Source organism: Glycomyces arizonensis DSM 44726 (assembly GCF_000482705.1).
GTDB classification, from domain to species: Bacteria; Actinomycetota; Actinomycetes; order Mycobacteriales; family Micromonosporaceae; genus Glycomyces; species Glycomyces arizonensis.
Genome location: NZ_AXWO01000002.1, coordinates 41,235 through 63,169, shown reverse-complemented (window position 1 = coordinate 63,169; position 21,935 = coordinate 41,235). Strand labels below are relative to the sequence as shown.

Below are 21,935 nucleotides of genomic sequence, written 5' to 3'. Positions count from 1 at the left end.
CGGCCTCACGCCGCGGGCCGAGCACCGCCGGCCGCGAGTCCGGCGTGCCAGGCGGTCGCCGAGGCGTCGGTCAGGGACGCCACCTGGTCGATCACGACGCGCAGGCGCGCGGCGTCGTCGCCCGCGCGGCGCCAGGCGGCGGCGAACATCGGCTCCAGCGCCTCGGGGCCGCGGTCGGACAGCAGCGTCACGAGGTCGGTCAGGGTCTCCCGCTGGCGCGCGTAGTACGGCTCGGCGGTCCGCGGGCGCATCACATAGCGCCAGGCGATGCCCTTGAGCAGCGCGCACTGGACCCGTTCGCGCTCGGGGACGACCAGGTCCGCGTCGTAGCGGCCGAGCGGGGCCCGGCCGTAGCGGTCCCGTGTGGCCCCGACCGCCGCGCTCACGAAGCGGCCCACCATCGTCGAGGTGAACGACTTCAAGGCCACCATCGCCGCGAAGGAGCCGTCGTAGTCGTGCAGGGCCCGCATCACCGGGTCGCGCAGGAGATCCTTCAGCGCCTCGGCCAGGGCCGCCTCGGATTCGTCCGAGTAGCGCCCGGCCACGTCGGCGCACACGCCCGCCTGCTCCTCGCGGTCGTCCATCAGCCTCGCCAGGTCGATGTAGCCGCCGTGCAGGCCGTCCTCGACGTCGTGGACCGAATAGGCCACGTCGTCCGACCAGTCCATCACCTGCGCCTCCAGGCACTGCTCCCCCGCGGGGGCGCCGGCGCGGAACCAGTCGAAGACGTCCCGGTCGTCGGCGTAGACGCCGAACTTGCGCGTGCCCTCGCGCGCCTCCCACGGGTACTTGCACGTCGCGTCCAGGGACGCGCGCGTCAGGTTCAGGCCCGCCGAGGCGCCGCCTGCGTCGAGGATCTTCGCCTCCAGGCGGGTGAGGACCCGCAGCGTCTGGGCGTTGCCTTCGAAGCCGCCGCACGGGAGCGCCGCCTCGTGCAGCGCGTCCTCGCCGTTGTGGCCGAACGGCGGGTGGCCGAGGTCGTGCGCCAGGCCCGCCACGTCCACCACGTCCGGGTCGCAGCCGAGCCTGTCGCCGGTCTCCCGGGCGATCTGGGCCACCTCCAGCGAGTGCGTCAGTCGCGTGCGGAGGAAGTCGTCCGTGCCCGCGGTGTGGACCTGCGTCTTGGACGCCAGGCGGCGGAACCCCGCCGAGTGCAGGACCCGCGCCCGGTCGCGCTGGAACGGCGAGCGGACCGACTCGGCCTCGCGCACGCGGCGCTCGGCACCGGGGGCATGCGGAACGGGATCGGTCACGCTGTCGAGCGTAGCGTGGCCGATCCCGTCGATCGCGTACTGCGGTTACTTCAGGTAGAGGCGGGCCAGTCCGGTGCCGTCGCCGTCGACCGTGCCGTGGGCCCAGGCGAACGCCGACAGCGGTTCGGCCTCCTCCGCGTAGGAGCCGACGTCGGCCAGGTCGACCCAGATGCCGAGCGCGGCGCTGTCGGGGGCGTCCGCGGCGAAGTCGCTGAAGCGGTCGTCGTCGGCGAGCGCGCCGCCCGCGACGGCGCCGCCCTCGTAGGACAGCTCCGAGCCGTCGACCTCGATGCCCTCGGGCAGTTCCTCGCCACTGGCCATCTCGGTGATGAGCGCGTCGAGGTCCTCGGCGCGGTCCTCGGCGAGCAGGACGGAGGCGAACACGCTCTCGGGGTCGAACTCCTCGCCTTCGGCGGGGAAGTCGGCGGCGAAGGACAGCTGGGCGCCGGACAGGAGGTCGATGACCTCTTCGGCCGATCCGAGGAATTCCTCGTAGCCCGCGCCGGAGTCGTCGTAGCCGCCGTCGAGGGGCTCGTCCTCGGTGCCGTAGGCCCAGTAGCGCTCCTCGAGTTCGTAGTAGCGGCCCTCGTCCTCGGGAGCCAGGGTGTCGTTCCACCACTGCTCGTCGAGCGTGAGGTACTCCTCGTACTCGGCGTCGGTGAGCGGGCCCTCGCCCTCGGCGGGCTCGGTCCCGGTCTCGGTCTCGCCGCCGAGCCCCTCGAGGTCGCTCATCCACTCTTCGGAGACCTCGGCGAGGTTGTCGGGGATGTCGGCGACGGCGACGATGTCGGAGGCGGGCATCTGGCCCATGTCGTCGAGCAGCTCCTCGGAGCCGGTCCACGGGTCGTCCTCTTCGCCGAAGAGGCGGTAGGACAGCTCGAAGCCGTCGTCGAAGGCGGACAGGCCCACGATGCCGTGACCGGAGTACATCGACTCGACACCGGTGAAGACGTCCTCGCCGCCCATGGCCGCGGCCATGTCGCCGACGGCGTCGACGTCGACCCAGTAGACGGCGAGCTGGTCGCCGTCGAGCCAGGAGCGGGCCTCCTCGTACTGGGAGGACGAGGACAGCGGTGACGAGCCGGCCTCGGATTCGGCGGCCTCCAGCGCGGCCGCGGCGCCCTCGTCGCCGGCGACCATGAGCACCGAGTCGTCGTTCACGGTGTAGGCCCACTGGTCTTCGGTGACGCCAGAGGCCTCGCGGATGTTCGCCAGGCCCGCCTCGGCGGCGCCGGAGTCGGTGCTGGCGAGGTTGACCACGGCGTACGGGGCGCCGTCGTGCTCCCACATGGCCATGCCGTGGCGCCGTCCGAGCCAGGAGGCGATGTCCTCGTCGGCGTCGACGCCTTCGAGGCCGGACTCCTCGAGGAGGTCGGCGATGATGTCGTTGGTGTCGTCGTAGTCGAGGCCCTCGAACTTGTTCAGGTGCTCGATGAGCTTCGGCGTCTGGTCGAAGGACGGGTCGAGGTTGAGCTCGAGGTACATGGACGCCGAGGCGGGGAAGCGCTCGGCCGGGTCGGGGCCCGACGTCCAGAAGAAGTTGAAGAACACGAACGCGCCGATGGCGGCCACGAGCACGACGGACAGCGTCGTGGCGACGATGACGGTGCTGCGGCGGCGGCGCGGCGGCGGGCCCGGCGGGGGCATCGGGGTGTAGCCGCCCGGGGGCTGGTAGGGCGGCTGCTGGCCGCCGTAGGCGCCGGGCGGGGGCTGCTCGACGTACGGCTGCGGGGGCTGCTGGGCAGGCGGCGGCTGCGCCCCGCCCTGGGGCGACCCGGGCTCGATGTTGTACTGCTGCGGACCGTTGAAGCTCGACATCCTTTGAAACTAGGTCGCCGGTGCAACACCGACATCCCGATTACGTGCCAAGCGGGTATCAGAACTCGTAGACCTGGCCGGGCCTGACCACTTCGACCGGTCCGGTGTAGGCGCCCTTGGCCTCGGCGAGCGTGACCTCGCGCGAGCCCCACGGCTCCACCAGGTGGGTGAGGAGGAGGCGCCCGGCACCGGCCTTGGTGGCGTAGTCGCCGGCCTCCTTGCCGGTGAGGTGGACGTCCTTCGGGTTCTCGCGGCCCTCCAGGTAGGAGGCCTCGGCCAGGAGCACGTCGCAATGGGCGGCGAGGGACTCGAAGGCCTCGCACGGCCCGGTGTCGGACGAGTACGCCAATGAGGACCCGGCGTGCTCGACGCGGACGCCGAACGTCTCGACCGGGTGCGCGACGCGGTCGACGGTGATCGTCATCGACCCCAGTTCGAACGTGCCGGGCTCGAGTTCGCGGAAGTCGTAGACGTCGCGCAGCGACGGGTGGCACAGCTCGCCCTGGCCGCCGTAGGCGGCGACGATGCGCTCGGCGACGCCGGTGGGCCCGTACAGCGGGATCGGGTGGCCGGGCGCGGCGGGCGCGTAGCGGCGCATGACGGTGTAGGCGCACGCGTCGAAGAAGTGGTCGGCGTGGAGGTGCGTGATGATGACCGCGTCGAGCAGGTGCGGGTCGAGGTACTTCTGGAGCTCGCCGAGCGAGCCGGTGCCGAAGTCGAGCAGCAGCCGCTGGCCGCCGGCCTCCACCAGGTAAGCCGAGCAGGGCGTATCGGGTGCCGGAAAGGAGCCGGCGCATCCGATCACAGTCAGTTTCATGGCAGGTCACACCTCGTCCAGTGCTGCCGTCGCGGCGTTCGGGAACAGGTTCCCCAGGAAGCGGCGTGCGGTGCGGGTGAAGGCATCCGGGTCCCCGGTGGCGTAGAAGGCGTGCTCGGCGGGCCCCTCGCGCTCGGCGAGGAGGTCGCGCTCGGTCAGCACGCGGTACAGTTCGCGGGCGCTCTCGCTCGCGGACGACACCAGCGTCACGTCCTCTCCCATCACCAGTCCTATGAGTCCCGACAGCAGCGGGTAGTGGGTGCAGCCCAACACGACCGTGTCGACGTCGGACTGCTGTAGCGGCTCAAGGTACCCCTGGGCCAGGCCCAGGAGCTGTCGGCCGGTTGTCACTCCCCGTTCCACGAAGTCGACGAACGCCGGGCAGGCCACCGCGGTCACCTTCACGTCCGGTACGGCGTTGAAGGCGTCGAGGTAGGCCCCCGAGGAGATCGTCGACACCGTCCCGATCACGCCGATCCGGCCGGTCCTGGTGGTCTTGAGCGCGCGGCGGACCGCGGGCCTGATGACCTCGACGACCGGGACGTCGTAGCGGTCCCGGATGTCGGCCAGGCTGGCCGCCGACGCCGAGTTGCAGGCGATCACCAGCGCTTTGACCTCCTGGCGGACCAGGTGGTCGCAGGCGTCGAGGGTGAGCTTCCTGACTTCGGCGATCGGTCTGGGGCCGTACGGGACGTGCTCGGTGTCGCCGACGTAGACCAGCCGTTCGGCGGGCAGCTGCTCGGCGACCGCTCGGGCGACGGTCAGGCCCCCGACACCGGAGTCGAAGATCCCGATGGGCGCGTCATTCATGGGCTCCGAGCGTACGTCCGGAAACGGGGGTCGCGCCGCTCCTCGCCACGTGAATGTCGCCAAAATGACATGGTGGCGCTCGCCACATAAAATATGCGGCGGTCTCGTGTCGGGGTCCCGCTCGGGGCGGCGGGGCCGGTCAGGCCATGGAGAGCATCGCGAACGCGGCCAGCAGCGTCACCGACGCGGCGGTCATGAACATCCACGGCACGCCCTTGAAGCGCAGGGTCGCGAACGCCATCATCGTCAGGAGCATCCCGACCACGCCGGTGGTGATGAACGCCGGGGTGAACCAAGACGGCGCGTCGCCGAAGACGTGGAACAGGCCCACGATCGCCGAGGCCGACCCGGCCAGGACCAGGGCGAGCGCCCAGACGGCGACCCCGGCCAGGCGCCGCAGCCGCACCTGGGGCCGCTCGTCCGCACGGGACGTGGGGTCCGGCGAGGCCGGTGCGCCGCCGAGCGGCGCACCCTGGCGCGGAATGTCCGCTTCCGTCCCTGACAGGAGGGTGCTGGTCTGCTCGGCGGAACTCATGCGGCCAGGCTAGCAAGATGGAGCGTCACGCCCACACCTGACCGTCCAGGACGCCCACGGCGTCGTCGAGGCCCGCGGAGTAGGCGCCGGTCGACAGGTACTTCCAGCCGCCGTCGGCCACCAGGAGCGCGATGTCGGCGCTGCGCCCGGCCCGCTCGGCCTCGCGAGCCAGCGAGAGGCCCGCGTGGAGGACCGCGCCGGTCGACAGGCCCACGAACAGGCCCTCGGCGGCGAGGACCTCCCTGGTGCGCTCCAGCGCGTCCTCGGTGCCGACGGACAGGCGCCTGGTGAGGACCTTCTCGTCGTACAGCTCGGGCACGAAGCCCTCCTCGAGGTTGCGCAGACCGTAGACGAGCTCGCCGTAGCGGGGCTCGGCGGCGACGATCTGGACGTCGGGCACGCGCTCGGTGAGGTAGCGGCCGACGCCCATGAGCGTCGCGGTGGTGCCGAGCCCGGCGACGAAGTGCGTGATGCCCGGCAGGTCGCGCAGGAGCTCGGGGCCGGTGCCCTCGTAGTGGGCGGCCTCGTTGGCGGGGTTGGCGTACTGGTTGAGCATGACCCAGTCGGGCCGCTCGGCCGCCATCTCGCGGGCCTTGGCGACGGCGGCGTTGGAGCCGCCGGCGGCCGGGGAGAACACGATCTCGGCGCCGAAGGCCGTCAGCAGCTGGCGGCGCTCGGCGGAGGTGTTCTCGGGCATGACGCACACCAGGCGGTAGCCCTTGCGGCGCGCGAGCATCGCGACGGCGATGCCGGTGTTGCCGGAGGTCGGCTCCAGGATGGTGCTGCCCTCGGTGAGGAGGCCCTCGGACTCGGCGGCCTCGATCATCTTGGCGGCCACGCGGTCCTTGACCGAGCCGGTCGGGTTGGCCCCTTCGAGCTTGGCCCACAGCCGGACGTGCGGTGAGGGCGAGAGCCTCGGCAGGCCGACCAGCGGCGTGTCGCCGAGGGTCTCGGTGATGTCGGTGTATCGAGACACAGCGTTCACTCCCGTTCGGGGGAAGGCGTCGCTTGCGGCGCCGGCTTCGCACTGCGAGCGCGAAGCGCTCTCAACATCGGGTGGCGGTGGGCGAGGGGTGGGAGCGGCTGGCGCGGGCCCACGGCGGCGCGATCGCTACATGCCGCCCGCGACGGCGGGCAGGATCGTGACCGAGTCGCCGTCGGACAGCTTCGCCTCGAGGCCGCCGATGAAGCGGACGTCCTCGTCGTTGACGTAGACGTTGACGAAGCGGTGCAGGTTGCCCTCGTCGGTGACGATGCGGGCCTTGAGGCCGCTGTGGGCGGCGTCGAGGTCGTCGAACAGCTCGGCGAGCGTCTCGCCGGAGCCGGAGACGAGCTTCTGGCCGCCGGTGTGGCTGCGCAGGATGGTGGGGACGCGGACTTCGACAGACATGGAGATTCCTTCTTCGATCATGGGAAAACGGCAGACTCGTCTCGCCGCAGGGGGCTGCGGCGGCGGTTCAGTGACAGTCGTAGACGGTCGAGTCGGGGCTGTGCGCGAACTTGTACGTCTGCACCGCGTCAGGGGCACCGAGCACCTCGATGGGCTCCTCGGCGACCTCGCCGTCGGCGATGCGGAACGACCGGACCTCGGCGACCTCGGGGTCGCGGGTGGTCACGAGCACGTAGTGCGCCTGCGGGAGGCCCATCTCGGAGGCGATCGCGGTGTCCGAGCGCGACGGGCGGGCCTCGGTGGCGGTGTGGGAGTGGTAGCTCACGACGACTTCCTCGTCGGCTTCCCACATCTCGTCGTAGACGCGCTTCCACTCTTCGGCGTCGAACTCGTAGAAGGTCGTGGAGCGGGCGGCGTTGGTCATCGGGACGTGCCTTCTCGGCTCTCCCGTGCCCTCGGGGCCGGCGATGAGTCCGCACGCCTCGTCCGGGTGGTCCGCCCGGGCGTGGGCGACCATCGCCTCGACCAGTTCATGCGCTATCCGCAACACGCCGACAAGCGTACACGCGGCACCGGCCCGTCGACCGCCCTCGCTCAGCTCGTGAGACGCGCCTCCGGTTCGCGTTCGGCGCCGTGGCGGAGGCGCGGCAGCGGGGCGATGAGCGCGGCGACCGCGACGGCGAGCGGCACCAGCGCCGACAGCCGCAGCACCAGGGAGAACGAGCCGGTCCAGGCGTAGGACAGCGAGTAGATAAGCGGCGCGAAGGCGCTGCAGGTGATGGTCACGCCGGAGACGACGCCGCGGAGGGCGCCGATGTGGGCGGTGCCGAACAGCTGCGGTGTGATCCCGTTCTCGATGGCGCGCAGGGCGTTGCCGCATCCGCCGAAGACGACGCCGAAGCACACGGCCGACCAGCCCGGCTCGGCGACGGTGCCCCAGACGAAGGCGGCGGCGAAGGCGAGCATCGCGACGGCGATGACCAGCCGCGGACTGGCCCGGTCGATGACGGAGCCGACCAGGAGGGTGGCGGCGGTCCCGGCGATCGCCTGCGGCAGGAAGTTCGCGGCGGCCTCGGTGGCCGACAGGCCGCGCTCGCCGAGGAGGGCGATGAGATGGAAGCCGATGGCGGCGTTGAAGAACCCGGCGGTGGCGAAGACGCCCACCAGGACCCAGAAGAACGGCTGGCGCACCGCCTCGGCGCGGTCGGCGCCGTGCTCGGCGCGGGACCTGCCGCCGTTGGCGGGGTCGCCGTCGACGAACTGGCCGAGGTCGGCGGGGCGGCTGCGGGCCCATATGAGGGCCGCGGGGAGCAGGACGACGATGACGACGGCGGCCTCGACGAGCATCGCGGTGCGCCAGTCGAACGCGGCGATGAGCCGTTCGAGCGGCACCGGGGAGAGCGCGATGATGCCGCCGCCGACCGCGATCTGGATGCTCACCACCTGGCCGCGGCGCTTGGCGTACCAGCGGGAGACGAGCGTGGCCGCGCACAGGCCGAGCGCGCCCTGGCCGAGCATGCGGATGCCGATGAAGCCGAGCGCGAGTTCGGCGAGGTTCTGGGCGAAGGACAGCCCGACGCAGGCCGAGCCGAAGGCGGCGACGACGACGGACATGACGCGCCGCACCCCGTACAAGTCGACTGCTCTGCCGACCCACGGCAGCGCGAACGCACCGGCGAGCGTCCCGACCATGTAGGCGGCGGAGACGGCGGTGCGGCCGATGCCGAGGTCGGCGATCATCGGGTCGATGAAGACCGAGATGGAGGCGGTCTGGCCGGGCGCGGTCAGGCCCATGGCGAGGGTCGCGATGACGACCATGCGCGGACCGGAGAACTTCGGCTCGGCGGTGCGGGCGATCACGGGGCGCTCCTTGGGGGGAGTCGGGTCGACTGGCCGGCCGGTTAGGGAAAGCCTTTTCCAGCGTAGGCCCGGCCCCGGAGCGCTCCGCCCTGGGCATGCCATGACGGGCACTCGGGCACCCTTCGGACAGGCGCGGCGATGGAAAGGCATGAGCCGCACTCGTGCATTAGGCTCGTTCGCATGTCCGTCACGCTCCCCCGCACACCCCTGTACACCGACCACTACGAGTACACGATGCTCGAGGCCTCCCTGCGCGACGGCACCGCCGACCGCCCCTGCGTGTTCGAGGTGTTCGGCCGCCGCCTGCCCACCGGCCGCCGCTACGGCGTGGTCGCCGGGATCGGGCGCCTCGGCGAGGCGATCGGCCGGTTCCGCTTCGACGAGGCGACGCTCGCCGACCTCACCTCGCATCAGGTCATCAGCGAGTCCACGGCCGCCTGGCTGGCCGACTACCGCTTCGGCGGCGACATCGACGTCTACGCCGAAGGCGAGCTGTACTTCCCCGGCTCGCCGATCGTGACCGTCACGGGCACCTTCGCCGAGTGCGTGCTCCTGGAGACGCTGACGCTGTCGATCCTCAACCACGACTCGGCCGTGGCCTCGGCCGCGGCCCGCATGGTCACCGCCGCGCGCGGACGTCCCATCCTGGAGATGGGCTCGCGGCGCACGCACGAGGCCGCCGCCATCGCCGCCTCCCGCGCGGCCTACCTCGCGGGCTTCGCCTCGACGTCCAATCTGGAGGCCGGGCGTCGCTACGGGGTGCCCACGGCGGGCACCAGCGCGCACGCCTTCACACTCCTGCACTCCTCCGAAGTGGATGCGTTCGAGGCGCAGATCGCGACGTTCGGCACCGACACGACCCTGCTGGTCGACACGTATGACATCACACAGGGCATCCGCAACGCCATCGCCGTCGCCGGTCCCCGGCTCCGGTCGATCCGGATCGACTCGGGCGATCTGGACGTCATGGCGACCAGCGCCCGCGAGCTGCTCGACGAGCTGGGCGCGGTGGACACCAAGATCGTCGTCTCCGGCGACCTCGACGAGTACTCGATCGCGGCGCTGGCCGCCGCGCCGGTGGACATCTACGGGGCCGGGACGGCGGTGGTGGTCGGCTCGGGCGCGCCGACGGCGCAGCTGGTGTACAAACTGGTCGAAGTGGAGGGTCGCCCGGTGGCGAAGCGCTCGGAGCACAAGGGCACCACGGGCGGGCGCAAGACCGCCGTCAGGCGGCACAAGCCGACCGGGACGGCCGTCGAGGAGGTCGTCGTCTCGCAGGGCGAGCCGGAGTCGATGCCCGGCGACAAGCGCCTCCAGACGCCGCTGTTCCGCGGCGGCGAGCCGGTGGAGCAGCCGAGCCTCGACGAGTCGCGGGAGCTGCTCCGCCAGCGTTTGATCTCGATCCCTTGGGAGGGACTGAAACTGTCTCCCGGCGACCCGGCGGTGCCGGTAGTGATGCGCGCTGCCAGCTAGCGCGATACGATTCAGCTACCCGATTGAGCAACTCCCCCTAATATCCTCCCGGAAAGGACTCGCCCCAGTGGTGTTCAATATTGTCAAGTCCGTCTTCGGAGTTGGAGTCTCCGTCGACACCGCTTTGACCAACCTCCACGTCACTCCCGGTGGGACGCTCCAGGGCTCGGTGTCGTTCACCGGCGGTGAGGTGGCCGGGAAGGTCGAGGGCATCGAGATCGAGTACACCGCCGTCGTCGAGGACGACTCGAAGGGCGAGGAGAAGACGTTCACCACGGACTTCTTCTCCGCGCAGGTCTCCGGCCCGTTCAATCTCGCGCCCGGGACCGGCCACTCCATCGACTTCGAGGCCGCCGTGCCGTGGGAGACGCCGCTGAGCACCGTGGCCGGGCGCCCGCTGCCGGGGATGAAACTGGGCGTGTCCACCAAGCTCGCGCTCGACAACGCCTTCGACAAGGGCGACATGGACGAGCTGACGATCGAGCCGCTGCCGGTGCAGACCGCGGTGATGGACGCGCTGGAGGGCCTGGGCTTCGTGTTCCAGTCCGCCGACTTGGAGAAGGGCACGATCGCGGGATCGCACATGCCGTTCTACCAGGAGGTCGAGTACTGGGCCACCGGCGAGTTCGCCGACAAGCTCAAGGAGGTCGAGGTGACGTTCGTGGCGAGCCAGTCGAACACCGATGTGATCCTCCAGACCGACAACCCGGGCGGCCTGCTCACCCCCGACCACAACCGCTTCGTGCGCTTCGGCATCGCCACCGACGACGGCAGCGACGCCACCGAAGCGGTCCGCGCCCAACTGGAGCAGCTCATCCAGCGCAAGGGCATCTGACCGCGAAGCCCGTGTTATAACCTATAACCTAAAAGGCAGTCATATAGGCTATAACCTATAATTGACATTGGCCGGGCGGCCACCGCGTGACGCGGTGGCCGCCCGGCCGTTTTCACGCCCCGGGACTTGCACCCGCTCAACGTATACGTATATGATATACGTATACTTATAGTGAGACGGCAGAGGAGGTTAAGATGCCGTCATGCCGAACAAGACGATCTACGTTTCCGACAAGGACCTGCCGCTCTACACCCGCGCGCAGGAGCTCGCCGGCGGCAACCTGTCCAAGGCCATCTCGACGGCCCTGCGCAAGTACGTCGACGCCGAAGAGGGGCGCCTCGCGGGCTATGACGAGATCACCCTGAAGGTCGGCTACGGCCCGGCGCGCAAACGCCGCCGCCAGCGGTTCGTCGGCGTCAAGCTCGCCGAAGGCGGCTGGAGCGACGGCAACCGCGCCGAGATCTACCGGGTCTACCGCTCGCGCACCGGCAAGTTCGTGATCCACATCGAGCGCACGCCGGACGTCAAGCACGAGGGCAGCGAGGTCGGCTGGAAGCGCAAGCTCGGCCTCGGCGAGCAGACGTGGGCCATCGGACCCGAAGAGGGCTCCCTTGAGGTCGTCGACACCCTTGAGGAGCTCAAGGAGAAGATCCCCGCCGAGCTCTACGAGATGGTCGCCGCCAGCGGCGACGCTCCTCCGGTGGAGGACCTCGACATCTAGCGCTCGCGCGGCCCCGGGGCCGCGCTCCCCGCGATACCACCGGCCACGCCGGTCGTCCGGCCTGCGCACCGCACGCGCGGGCCGCTCCGAAACGCCCTCCGCGGGCCCGCCGGGGCGGAGCCCGCGCCCAAAATCAGTCCACAAAGGCCATTCCAGCTTCGAGGAGCGATCGCGTGTTCGCACTCGGCCTGATGCTCACCCTTATCCCACCCACGAGACGAGGAACCATGTCCACCGCGAAACCACTGGCCATCGAGGCCCGCGGCCTGCGCAAGTCCTACGGCGACAACACCGTCCTCGACGGCATCGACCTCGCCGTGCCCGAAGGGACGATCTTCTCCCTGCTGGGCCCCAACGGCGCGGGCAAGACCACCACCGTCAACATCCTGTCCACGCTCATCGGCGCCGACGCAGGCAAGGCGTTCATCGCCGGTCACGACACGGCCCGCGACGCCGACCGCGTCCGCGGGGCCATCGGCGTCACCGGCCAGTTCGCCGCCGTCGACAACCTGCTCACCGGCACCGAGAACCTGCACCTCATGGGCCGACTGCACCACCTGGGGCGCAAGGAGACCCGCCGCCGGGCCGCCGAGCTCATCGAGCAGTTCGACCTCGTCGACGCCGCGAGGCGCGTGCCGTCCACCTACTCCGGCGGCATGAGGCGCCGCCTCGACATCGCGATGAGCCTCATGGGCGACCCGCGCGTCATCTTCCTCGACGAGCCGACCACCGGCCTCGACCCGAGGAGCCGACGCACCATGTGGACGATCATCCGCGAGCTCGTGGCCGGAGGCGTCACGATCCTCCTGACCACCCAGTACCTGGACGAGGCCGACCAGCTGGCCGACCGGATCGCCGTCCTCGACGGCGGCCGGATCGTCGCCGAAGGCAGCGCCGACGAGCTCAAGCGGCTCATCCCCGGCGGCCACGTCAGCCTGCGCCTGAACCGCGCCGACCAGATCGAGAAGGCCGCGAACGCCTTGGGCGCCAACGCCACCGACCCCGAGCAGCTCACGATCCAGGTGCCCGGCGACAGCTCCGTCGCCTCGCTGCGGTCCCTGATCGACGCCCTCGATCGCGAATCGATCGAGGTCGCCGACCTCACCGTCCACACCCCCGACCTCGACGACGTCTTCCTCGCCCTCACCGGGCGGCCCGAGCACACCCAGGAGTCCACGCGATGAGCACCATGACCTACGCCCTGACCGACTCGGCCACGATGCTGCGCCGCCAGCTCAAGCACATGGCCCGCTACCCCTCCCTGACCTTCATGCTCATCGCCATGCCGGTGGTCTTCCTGCTGCTGTTCGTCTACGTCTTCGGCGGGACGCTCGGCGACGGCCTCGGCGGCCCGAGCGGCGGCCGGGAGGCCTATATCGGATACGTGGTCCCCGGCATCCTGATGATGACCATCGCCGGTGCCGTGCAGGGGACCTCCATCTCGGTGGCGATGGACATGACCGAGGGCATCGTGGACCGGTTCCGCACCATGGCGATCGCGAGGGTCTCCGTTCTCACGGGGCACGTCCTCGGCAGCATGATCCAGATCCTGCTCGGCCTGGTCGTCGTCCTCGGCATCGCCCTCGCGATCGGCTACCGGCCGAACGCGGGCCCGGCCGACTGGCTCGCGCTGCTCGGCGTCTTCGCGCTGATCGCCTTCGCCCTGACCTGGCTCACCGTCGCGGCGGGCATCAGCGCCAAGAGCGCCGAGACCGCGAGCAACACGCCGATGCCACTCATGTTCATGCCGTTCATCGGCTCGGGGTTCGTGCCGACGGACTCGATGCCGGGCGCGATGCAGTGGTTCGCCGACTACCAGCCGTTCACGCCGTGGATCGAGGCCACGCGCGGCCTGCTCGACGACACCGGCACCGATGGAACCGACCTGGCGCTGACCGTCGCGTGGGCGGCCGCGATCGCCCTGCTCGGCTACCTGATCGCCCGTGCCAAGTTCAACAAGCGCTGAGCCGCAGAGAAAAACAGAGGAAACCGGAAGAGGGGCGGGTCCAGCGGGCCCGCCCCGCGTCAATGCACGGCCCGGACGCCGGGAGCGGGCCGCCTCAGTCCCCGAACATGTTCAGGTCCGGCGGGATCAGGGTGCGGGAGTGGATCAGCTCGATGATCAGGTTGTGGTTCAGCATGTTGCCGAGCGGCTCGCCGACCTCTTCCCTCGTCAGGCCCGGCACGCCGTCCTTGGACATGCGGCCGCGGACCGCGGTGACCACGCGCTCGACCTTCTTGTGCGTCCAATCGGCATCGGGCTGCAGCTCTTGCAGCTGGTCCGCGGCCTGCCGCCACGCCAGCGGCTGCGCGTACGCCTCATGGAGGAGGTAGCGCTGCGCCAGGACCACCAGCGCCAGCCGCTCGGCGTCGCTGAGCTTCCACGGCTTGTCCTTCAAGGTGTCGTCGTCGGGCGCGGGCCGCGGCAGGCGCCCGTCGTCGCCGGTCACGTACAGCTCTATCAGGTGGGGCCTCCGGGAGGTGCCCCTGATGAAGACGGGCGTGTAGCCGGTGGCGAGCGGCACCGGATCGTCCTCAGGGGACAGTATCCGCGATTCGGGCAGCTGCATCGGCCGGTACCCGATGTTGTCCAGCCACCAGTGGTCGCCGTGGCGGGTGACCCGGCCGTGGCTGCGGCTGACGCGCCGGTCGTCCTCCCCCACGCACACGTGCACCTCGGGGCGGTTCCGCCCGAAGAGGACGAACCGATCCTCCTTGGGGCGGAAGCGGATCCCTCCGGACACCGAGAGCGCGTAGATCGTGCCCGGCGTGGTCTCGGCGACGCCGAACGCCAGGCTGGCGTGCTGCGGCGGCAGCGGCTCCAAGCCCTCCAGTTGCAGGATGTCACTCATGGTCGACCTCCGAGTCGTCTCGTGCCGGCCAGCGTGACACGGTCGGCCGGGAGCCCTCCCGGACAGTCTCGGCTATAAACGGAGCTGCGGCAACCCTGCGCGATCCGAGGAGGCACCATGGCCCGCGCCGTCTCCTTCCTCGCCCTGCCCGCGGCGGCCATGCTTGCTCTGGCCGGATGCGGTGCGGGCGAGGAAGGCTCCCTCACCGATGCGCCTTCCACCGAAGCGGCGGCGACCGGCACGGCGACCCCGTCGCAGAGCGCTCCGGAGGAGACCACCGCCGCGCCGAGCCCCGACGAGACGACACCCGCGGGCGCGGTGCCGACCGACGGCACGCCCGAGGACGCGGCCGACGGCACCGACTACGGCGCCTGCTACGACGGGTCGTGCGAAGTCGTCGTCACCGAAGGCGTCGCGATCGCCTTCGACCCGGAGTTCCGCGTCGACGTGCTCACGGTGACGGGCATCGACGGGGACCTCGTCTCGCTCGCATCGGATTTCGTGGCGACCAGCACGAGCCCGGGAGGCTGCGGTTCCATCAACGGCCTCGGGCTCACCATAGGGTCGGTCAGCGGCGGCGAGGCGATCGTCACCTTCTACCCCGCCGTCGACTGCTTCTAGGCGTCCGAGAGCGCGGCGGCCAGCGGCTCGGCGAGCACCAATGCCTGGGCGCACAAGGCGTCCAAAGGCTCGTCGTCGCCCTCGATCAGGAGGCGCACCACCTCGGTCGTCGTGGTGCGGTCGGGGTCCGGACTGGGTCGCTCGTGGTCGACGATGCTCACCAGGCATGAGTCTTCGCCCCAGTGGTCGCCCTGGAGGAACGCCTGATGGCCTCCGATCGTCATCTCCTCGCCGTCGTCGGCGGTGAGCGGCTTGGTCCGCTCGAAGAGCACCCGCAGGTCCTGGCCGCTGGTCGTGGAGTGCCACTTGCAGTCCCACCCGCCGAAGGTCTCGACGGGATGGGTGGCGTCGACGCCGGGGAACAGCGCCAGGGCCTCGTTGTCGAGCAGCACACAGGCGTCGAGGTAGATCAGCGAGTCCTCGCCGGGTGCGCTCTCGCGCCTGGGGACCTGGCCCTCGTTCATCACCGACGTCGCGGTGTCCACGGCGATCTCCAGGATGCCGCACAGGTCGGCGTCGCCGCCGCGGTTCTGCTCGGCGTCCAGCGAGACGTAGTGCTCGCCGTCCGGCAGCGCCAGCGTCCGCTCGCACTCCTCGGGCTCGGGCTCGTGGCGGATGACGGCGATCCGCCCCACCTGCTCGATCTCGCCCAGTTCCGGCTCGGCGCCGGTTTGGAGGACGAGCAGCTCGATCTCGATCTCGCTGCCGCTCTGATCGGTCACGATCGCGCCGCAGCGGCTGAAGGAGCCGCGGTCGGTGGCGAGCCAGGCGTCCCCGACGTCGCCGAAGGCCTCGGGGTCGAGCAGCGCGCACGGGTCGAGCGTCAGGGGATCGCCGAGAATGTCCGTGCCGCTCGCGTGCGCGCCCGAACCGGAGGCCTCGGGCGGCCCGAAGACGGCGTCGGTCGGGCCCGCGTACCTCCAGACGGCGAGCATGGCGACGGCGAGCACGGTGACGGCCGCGACGGCGGAGACGGCCCAGGCCGCGGTGCGCATCCTGTCCGTGCCGGGATCGGCGCCGATGGGCGTCTCGCCGCTCATCGCCCCCAGTTCGAGTCGCAGCTGCCGCGGAGCGGGGCGCCGCCGCGGGTCGGCGCTGAGCATCCGGTCGAGGACGGGAGCGAGCGCGCCGGCGTCCCCCGGCGGGATCCTGTCGTCCCGCGCGGTCCGCAGGATCAGCGCGTGGTGGTTGTCGCTCCCGAACGGGGAGGTGCCCTCGACGGCGTAGTAGAGGGTGGCGCCCAGTGAGAAGACGTCGGACTCGGGCGTGGACTTGCCGCCGCGGACGACCTCGGGGGCGACGTAGCCGGGCGTGCCGGTGATCGAGCCCGTGCCGGTCAGGGTCTCGTCGGCGTGCACGTTGCGGGAGATCCCGAAGTCGGCGAGCTTGGCGAGGCCCTGGTCGGTGATCATGACGTTGGCGGGCTTGATGTCCCGGTGAAGGACGCCACTCGCGTGCACCGCCTCGAGTCCGGCGGCGAGCTGGGCGCCGATTCTGGCGGCCTCGTCGGCGGAGACGGGACGCCGGTCGGCGAGGGAGTCTCCGACCACGTACTCCATGACGATCCACGAGTCGCCGTCCTCCTGGACCGAGTCGTGCACCGTGACCACGTTGGGGTGGTTGATGTTCGCGAGGATGCCGGCCTCGCGTCTGAGCTTCGCCTCGGCGGCCGGATCGCCGCCGTGCAGGGCCCGCTTCAACGCCACGGGCCGGTTGTCCAACTCCAGGTCGGAAGCCCGCCACACCTCTCCATGGCTTCCCGACCCCAATCGCTCCTCCAGCCGATACCGTCCACCAACGATCTGCCCGGCGCGCAACTGTCTCTCCACTCGCTAGAAGTCTGAAACCGTTCCCCGTGTGATCGGGGTCAACTTTAGTGCAACCGGTCGAAGCGGCCTCAAGTGGCGAAACGGATACAGCCGGATGATCTCCGCGGGGCATCGGCCCGACCGCGGCCGGGCAGCGAGGCGCAGCCTCCAGACAAGTCCACAGTGGCGTTATAGGTCGCGCCGGCTCACTCGGGGGCGACCGTCGCCGGGGCTCCCTCCTGGGTCCGGTGCAGCACATAGCCCGACCAGGACTCGAAGAGCGCGGCCTGCCGGTCGTCGAAGGCCTTGCGGGGGACGAGCACTTGGAAGCCTTTGCGGCCGAACCACAGCCGCCAGCCGAACTCATGCTTTTTCACTCGCCGCAGTTCGTCCCACTTGAAGCTGTACGTCACCGCACCACCGGACATCGCGACGCCCTCGGCATTGACGACGTACTCCCACTGGCGCCCTCCCGCACTGACCGCCACGACCGCGTAGAGCAACACGAACAGCGGATAGATCACCAGGGTGAACAGGCCGGTGAGGCACAGGACGAGGACGATGAGGGCCGCCGTCGGCAGCGGCCCCTCGCCTTCGATCGCACCGCGGGCTCCGAACAGCGAGGCCGCCGCGGCAAGCAGCCAGATGCTCCAGAATGCAGACCGATTCCGGGCCCTCAGATACCGGAAGATCAGCCAGATTCCGCATTCCGCTCGAGCACGGATCTCCATTTCCCGCTCCTTATTCCATTGTCCAAGGGATGCGGAAGAGACTACCTCACCTGTGATTTCACCGACTCAGACGTGATTGCGCCAGGAATGGGACGGATTGTAGCCAAGTATCCTGCGGGCCTTTTCGATCGATAGGAGCGTTTCATGCCCTTCGATGGGTCGACGCAGTTCCAATTCGGGATAGTACCGCTCGACCAATTCCATTGTGGGCGTCGTCATGACCGTGTCCGGAGAGGCGATCACGAAGACCTCCCTGCCGGTGCCCTCGCGCTCCAGGCCGAAGCGGACGGCCTGGGCGCCGTCGCGGGCGTCGATGTACGACCACAGGTTCCACCGGCGCAGCTCCGGGTCGTCGTCGAAGGCCGGGAAGGCCGCGTAGTCCTCGGGGTACATGACGTTGGAGAACCGCAGGCCCGTGGCCTTCAGCTCCGGGATCCACCGGCACAGCTCCGCGACCATCGTCTCCTCGAGGTGCTTGACCAGCGAATAGGTGCTCTCGGGGCGCGCGGCGTACTCCTCGTCGACCGGCAGGTACGGCGGCGGCGTCTCGAACGGCAGCCCGAGCACGGTCTCGCTGGAGGCCCACACGACGTTCGTGATCCCGGCCAGGCGCGCGGCCTGGAAGACGTTGAACGTGGTCAGCATGTTGTTGCGGAACGTCGCCGCGTTCGCCTGCAATCCGGGCGCCGGGATCGCCGCCAGGTGGACGAGGGCGTCGACGCCGTCGTAGCGGTCGTCGATGCGCGTCAGCGCCTCCACGGCCTGCCCGTAGTCGGTGAGGTCGACCTTCGTGAACGGCGCGAGGGCGTCCGGTGAGGGGACCCGGTCGAGGTTGACCACGTCCCAGCCGTGCTCGACCAGGTCGCGCACCACCGCCCGCCCGAGCTTGCCGCTGCCGCCGGTCACCGCCACACGATTCGCCATGGGCCCTTCCCTCCGTGTCGTTCCAGGCCCGAAGCCTAAGACCTGGAGCGCGCTCCAGGTCAACCGGCCAAGTCGAGCGAGGCGCTCACCTCGCCGTGAGGAGGCGACCATGAGGCATCGGTGAGGCATTCACGAGGCATTGCCGAGCGGCGGGCCCGGCCTTGTCCGGGTCGGCCCGCCGTGGCACGATCGCGGGCATGACTCCGAGCCTCCAAATCGGATCGGCCACGATCGTCGCGCTCACCGACGGCGAAGGGCCGTTCTTCGCCGACCGCACGAAGGCGTTCCGGCACGCCACGGCCGAGCAGTGGGCCGCGGCCGACCGCTTCGACCCCGGCGCGGTGACCGGCGACGGCCGCTGGTGGCTCCAGTTCCGTGCCTTCGCCATCCGCGACGACACCGGGATCACCGTGGTGGACGCCGGGATCGGCCCGGCGGACGCCCCGGCCGCGTCGTGGGCGCCGGTGCCCGGGCGCCTGCCGGACGAGCTGGCCGCCGCGGGCATCGATCCGGCCGAAGTGGACACCGTGGTGCTCACGCACCTGCACACCGACCACGTCGGCTGGGCCGTGGTCGCCGACGGGCCGGGTCGCCGCCCGTTCTTCGACAATGCCCGGTACATCTTGCAGCGCACCGAGATCGACGCCGTCGAGGAGCTGAACCCGGGCCTGCGCGAGACGCTGCTCGACCCGCTGTGCGAGGCCGGACGGCTGGCGGCGGTCGACGGCGAGCGGGCGCTGACCCCGCGCTCGCGCGTGGTCCCGACGCCGGGGCACACGCCCGGCCACCAGAGCGTCCTGGTCGAGTCCGGCGGCGAGCTCGTCGCCGTCACCGGCGACGTCCTCGTCCACGCCCTCCAGCTCCTGCACCCCGAGACGGCATACGAGCACGAGAGCGATCCGCATCGGGCGCGGGAGAGCCGCGAGGCGCTGCTGCGCCGCGTCGCCGAGGCGAACGGCTCGCTCGCCACGCCGCACCTGACCGAGCCGTTCGCACCGGCGCGGGCCTGAACGGTGCTTCCCCGACGCGACCGGCGCGGGCGGTACCGTATCGAAGTGCACTCCCCGACGCTCCCCGCCGCAGCGCCCCGCGCGCTGAGCACCGCCGCGCGGAGGCGACGCGCATGACGAACGGACAGGGCACGGTGACCATGGGCGACGTCGCGCGTCTGGCCGGGGTGTCGAAGATGACCGTCTCGAACGTCGTCAACAACCGGCCGGGCGTCTCGGAGCCGGTGCGCCGCCGCGTCATGGAGGTCGTGCGCGAGTCCGGCTACCGCATCAACGTCTCGGCCCGGACGCTGCGCTCGGGGCGCACCGGCGTGCTCGGCCTGGCCGTGCCGCACGTCAACAGCTCCTACTTCGGGCTCCTCGCCGAGCACGTCATCGACGAGGCCGCCCGGCGCGGCTTCCACATCGCGATGGAGCAGACCGGGGCCGCCGCCGAAGGCGAGTTCGAGGTCATCGCCCGCTCCCACAAGCTCCAGTTCGACGGGCTCATCCTCTCCGCCTCCGGGCTCGACCCGGCCGACCGGCGCCTGGTCGGCGGCGGCATCCCGATGGTCATGCTCGGCGAGCGGGACTTCGCGGCGAGCTTCGACCACGTCGCGATGCCCAACGAGGAGGGCACGAAGGCCGCCACCGAGCATCTCGCCGACCGCGGGTGCCGCCGGATCGCGATCGCCACCGGGCCCGTGCGCGAGGACGGCGTCAACGTCGTGACCCGCCGCCGCCGCGGCTACCTGGCGGCGCTGGCCGAGCGCGGGATGGCGGCCGAGGAGTCGCTGCTGGTGGCGCTCGACGACATGAACGCCGAGGGCGGGCGCCGGGCGGCCCACCGGATGGTGGACGCGGGGCTCGACGTCGACGGCGTGGTGGCGGTGACCGACGGCGTCGCCCAGGGCCTGCTGCGCGGCTTCGCCGACCGCGGCGTCAGCGTCCCTGGCGACGTGCGGCTGATCGGCTTCGACGACATCCCCGAGGCCAGGATCATGGTGCCGTCGCTGTCGACCGTCTCCCCCGACCACCGCTGGATGGCCGCCAAGGCGGTCGAGCTGGTCACCGCCCGCATCGACGACCCGGACCGGCCGGCCACCGAGCACACCGCGCCGTTCACGATCGCCGAGCGCGAGTCCACCCGCTGAGCCTCGCCCACTGCGTCGGGGCGGCCCTTGCGGCCACGGCCGCCTTGCGTCATACTCATTGAAGTTCTTGCATATATTGCAGGACTGCGCAGTCGCCCCCCTCATAGCGCGACCAGGGCATTCGCCTTTCGAGCTCGTCGACACGGACAGAACACACCGTCGGCAGACGACGCTCGGTACCCTCATCGGGCACGTCGGCCCCACTCCCGAGGAGGGCACGATGTCCGGCATCCGCCGCAGACGTCCACTCATCACCGTACTGGCAGCAGTCATCGCGACGCTCGGAGCCGCCATGGCGTTCACGCTCCCCCAGACCGCCGCGAACGCGGCCGCCTGCAACGGCTACGTCGCGCTGACCTACGACGACGGACCCAACCCGAACACCACGCAGCGGCTCATCGGCGCGCTCCAGGCCGCCGGGGCCCGGGCGACGTTCTTCAACATCGGCCAGAACGCCCAGAACTACCCGTCGCTGGTGCGGGCCCAGCAGAACGCCGGCATGTGGACCGGCAACCACTCCTGGACCCACCCGCACATGACGCAGATGAGCTCCGCGCAGATGGCCTCCGAGATCTCGCGGACCCAGCAGGCCGTCCAGCAGGCCATCGGGACCGCCCCGAACCTGTTCCGCCCGCCGTACGGCGAGACCAACGCGACGCTCCGCTCCGTCGAGGCCCAGTACGGCCTCACCGAGGTCATCTGGGACGTCGACTCGCGCGACTGGGCCGGGGCCTCGACCGCGCAGATCGTCCAGGCCGCGCGCGGCCTCCAGAACGGCGGCGTCATCCTCATGCACGACAACTACCAGACCACGATCGACGCCGTCCCCCAGATCGTCGCCGACCTGGCGAGCCGGGGCCTGTGCCCGGGCATGATCTCCCCGGCGACCGGCAGGGCCGTGGCGCCCGACGGCGGCGGCAACAACCAGACCGACCCGCCGACGACCGACGAGCCGGACGACCCGACCACGCCGCCGGACGATGACGACGACACCACCCCGCCGCCCACCGGCGACGGCGACTGCACGGCCGTGGTCGACGTGGTCAACGACTGGGGCTCGGGCTGGCAGGGCAACGTCATGATCACCGGCGGCGGCAACGGCGTCAACGGCTGGACGCTGACATGGACATGGCCCTCGGGCCAGTCGATCAACAGCTCCTGGAACGCCGACGTCAGTTCCAGTGGCTCGTCGGTCACGGCCAGCGACGTGGGCTGGAACGCCGGCATCGCGGCCGGGCAGACGGTCAACGCCTGGGGCTTCGTCGCCTCGGGCTCCAGCACCTCGCCGCAGGTGACCTGCACCGCCACATGATCACCGGTCCCGAATGAGCAGCGTCGGCGCCG

22 protein-coding genes are annotated in these 21,935 nt (G+C 70.7%); 9 read left to right on the top strand and 13 right to left on the bottom strand.

Annotated features, from left to right (window positions below; translation table 11 throughout):
• Nucleotides 1-5: 5 nt before the first annotated feature.
• The 9 genes from H613_RS0102980 to H613_RS24015 form a co-directional block, all read right to left on the bottom strand.
• Nucleotides 6-1,211: a deoxyguanosinetriphosphate triphosphohydrolase gene (locus tag H613_RS0102980; RefSeq protein WP_026922635.1), complete on the bottom strand. Its 1,206-nt coding sequence runs from the start codon at nt 1,209-1,211 to the stop codon at nt 6-8.
• An 87-nt stretch (nt 1,212-1,298) separates the two neighbouring features.
• Complete coding sequence (locus H613_RS0102975) at nt 1,299-3,071, bottom strand: hypothetical protein (RefSeq protein ID WP_026922634.1); 1,773 nt, start codon at nt 3,069-3,071, stop codon at nt 1,299-1,301.
• A 58-nt stretch (nt 3,072-3,129) separates the two neighbouring features.
• Entirely contained in the window at nt 3,130-3,888 is a 759-nt protein-coding gene (locus tag H613_RS0102970) for an MBL fold metallo-hydrolase (protein ID WP_026922633.1), read from the bottom strand.
• 6 nt (nt 3,889-3,894) lie between these two features.
• A complete protein-coding gene (gene murI / locus H613_RS0102965) occupies nt 3,895-4,698 on the bottom strand; it encodes a glutamate racemase (RefSeq protein WP_026922632.1) in 804 nt (267 codons plus the stop codon).
• Between the two features lie 139 nt (nt 4,699-4,837).
• Entirely contained in the window at nt 4,838-5,233 is a 396-nt protein-coding gene (locus H613_RS0102960) for a hypothetical protein (protein ID WP_156925796.1), read from the bottom strand.
• 25 nt (nt 5,234-5,258) lie between these two features.
• Complete coding sequence (locus H613_RS0102955) at nt 5,259-6,209, bottom strand: PLP-dependent cysteine synthase family protein (RefSeq protein WP_026922630.1); 951 nt, start codon at nt 6,207-6,209, stop codon at nt 5,259-5,261.
• Between the two features lie 135 nt (nt 6,210-6,344).
• Nucleotides 6,345-6,623, bottom strand: a complete 279-nt coding sequence (locus tag H613_RS24020) for a MoaD/ThiS family protein (protein ID WP_035736029.1) — start codon at nt 6,621-6,623, stop codon at nt 6,345-6,347.
• Between the two features lie 67 nt (nt 6,624-6,690).
• Nucleotides 6,691-7,173, bottom strand: coding sequence for a M67 family metallopeptidase (locus H613_RS0102945; RefSeq protein ID WP_026922629.1), 483 nt, complete (start codon nt 7,171-7,173; stop codon nt 6,691-6,693).
• A gap of 44 nt (nt 7,174-7,217) precedes the next feature.
• Nucleotides 7,218-8,483, bottom strand: a complete 1,266-nt coding sequence (locus tag H613_RS24015) for an MFS transporter (protein ID WP_051392871.1) — start codon at nt 8,481-8,483, stop codon at nt 7,218-7,220.
• Between the two features lie 180 nt (nt 8,484-8,663).
• Here H613_RS24015 and H613_RS0102935 point away from each other — a divergent pair, with 180 nt between their 5' ends.
• The 5 genes from H613_RS0102935 to H613_RS0102915 all read left to right on the top strand — a co-directional run bounded on the left by H613_RS0102935 (nt 8,664) and on the right by H613_RS0102915 (nt 13,478).
• Nucleotides 8,664-9,956: a nicotinate phosphoribosyltransferase gene (locus tag H613_RS0102935; RefSeq protein ID WP_026922628.1), complete on the top strand. Its 1,293-nt coding sequence runs from the start codon at nt 8,664-8,666 to the stop codon at nt 9,954-9,956.
• Nucleotides 9,957-10,023: 67 nt separating this feature from the next.
• Nucleotides 10,024-10,791 (top strand): sporulation protein, encoded by a 768-nt coding sequence (locus H613_RS0102930; protein ID WP_026922627.1) that lies wholly within the window; start codon nt 10,024-10,026, stop codon nt 10,789-10,791.
• 202 nt (nt 10,792-10,993) lie between these two features.
• The gene (locus H613_RS0102925) at nt 10,994-11,512 is read left to right on the top strand and encodes an EXLDI protein (protein ID WP_026922626.1); all 519 of its coding nucleotides are present in this window, start codon (nt 10,994-10,996) and stop codon (nt 11,510-11,512) included.
• A gap of 227 nt (nt 11,513-11,739) precedes the next feature.
• Nucleotides 11,740-12,696 carry a daunorubicin resistance protein DrrA family ABC transporter ATP-binding protein gene (locus H613_RS0102920; RefSeq protein ID WP_026922625.1) on the top strand — a complete coding sequence of 319 codons (957 nt, stop codon included), beginning with the start codon at nt 11,740-11,742 and terminating at the stop codon, nt 12,694-12,696.
• A complete protein-coding gene (locus H613_RS0102915) occupies nt 12,693-13,478 on the top strand; it encodes an ABC transporter permease (protein ID WP_026922624.1) in 786 nt (261 codons plus the stop codon). Before H613_RS0102920 ends, H613_RS0102915 begins: the two co-directional genes overlap by 4 nt.
• 94 nt (nt 13,479-13,572) lie before the next feature.
• On the opposite strand, the gene H613_RS0102910 is transcribed toward H613_RS0102915, so the two are convergent.
• Nucleotides 13,573-14,364 carry an FHA domain-containing protein gene (locus tag H613_RS0102910; protein ID WP_156925794.1) on the bottom strand — a complete coding sequence of 264 codons (792 nt, stop codon included), beginning with the start codon at nt 14,362-14,364 and terminating at the stop codon, nt 13,573-13,575.
• 117 nt (nt 14,365-14,481) lie between these two features.
• On the opposite strand from H613_RS0102910, the gene H613_RS24010 reads away from it, so the two are divergent.
• Entirely contained in the window at nt 14,482-14,985 is a 504-nt protein-coding gene (locus H613_RS24010) for a hypothetical protein (RefSeq protein WP_035735900.1), read from the top strand.
• Here H613_RS24010 and H613_RS0102900 read toward each other — a convergent pair.
• From H613_RS0102900 to H613_RS0102890, 3 genes are all read right to left on the bottom strand, one after another.
• Nucleotides 14,982-16,814, bottom strand: coding sequence for a serine/threonine-protein kinase (locus tag H613_RS0102900; RefSeq protein WP_084546275.1), 1,833 nt, complete (start codon nt 16,812-16,814; stop codon nt 14,982-14,984). The genes H613_RS24010 and H613_RS0102900 overlap by 4 nt on opposite strands.
• A gap of 185 nt (nt 16,815-16,999) precedes the next feature.
• A complete protein-coding gene (locus H613_RS0102895) occupies nt 17,000-17,524 on the bottom strand; it encodes a YcxB family protein (RefSeq protein WP_026922621.1) in 525 nt (174 codons plus the stop codon).
• A gap of 66 nt (nt 17,525-17,590) precedes the next feature.
• Nucleotides 17,591-18,448 carry an NAD-dependent epimerase/dehydratase family protein gene (locus H613_RS0102890; protein WP_026922620.1) on the bottom strand — a complete coding sequence of 286 codons (858 nt, stop codon included), beginning with the start codon at nt 18,446-18,448 and terminating at the stop codon, nt 17,591-17,593.
• A gap of 197 nt (nt 18,449-18,645) precedes the next feature.
• On the opposite strand from H613_RS0102890, the gene H613_RS0102885 reads away from it, so the two are divergent.
• The 3 genes from H613_RS0102885 (at nt 18,646) to H613_RS24005 (ending at nt 21,903) form a co-directional block, all read left to right on the top strand.
• A complete protein-coding gene (locus H613_RS0102885; protein WP_026922619.1) occupies nt 18,646-19,458 on the top strand; it encodes an MBL fold metallo-hydrolase in 813 nt (270 codons plus the stop codon).
• A gap of 113 nt (nt 19,459-19,571) precedes the next feature.
• On the top strand, nt 19,572-20,591 hold the full coding sequence (locus H613_RS0102880) for a LacI family DNA-binding transcriptional regulator (protein ID WP_051392870.1): 1,020 nt from the start codon (nt 19,572-19,574) through the stop codon (nt 20,589-20,591).
• 220 nt (nt 20,592-20,811) lie between these two features.
• Nucleotides 20,812-21,903 carry a polysaccharide deacetylase family protein gene (locus tag H613_RS24005; RefSeq protein WP_035735896.1) on the top strand — a complete coding sequence of 364 codons (1,092 nt, stop codon included), beginning with the start codon at nt 20,812-20,814 and terminating at the stop codon, nt 21,901-21,903.
• Nucleotides 21,904-21,935 lie beyond the last annotated feature (32 nt).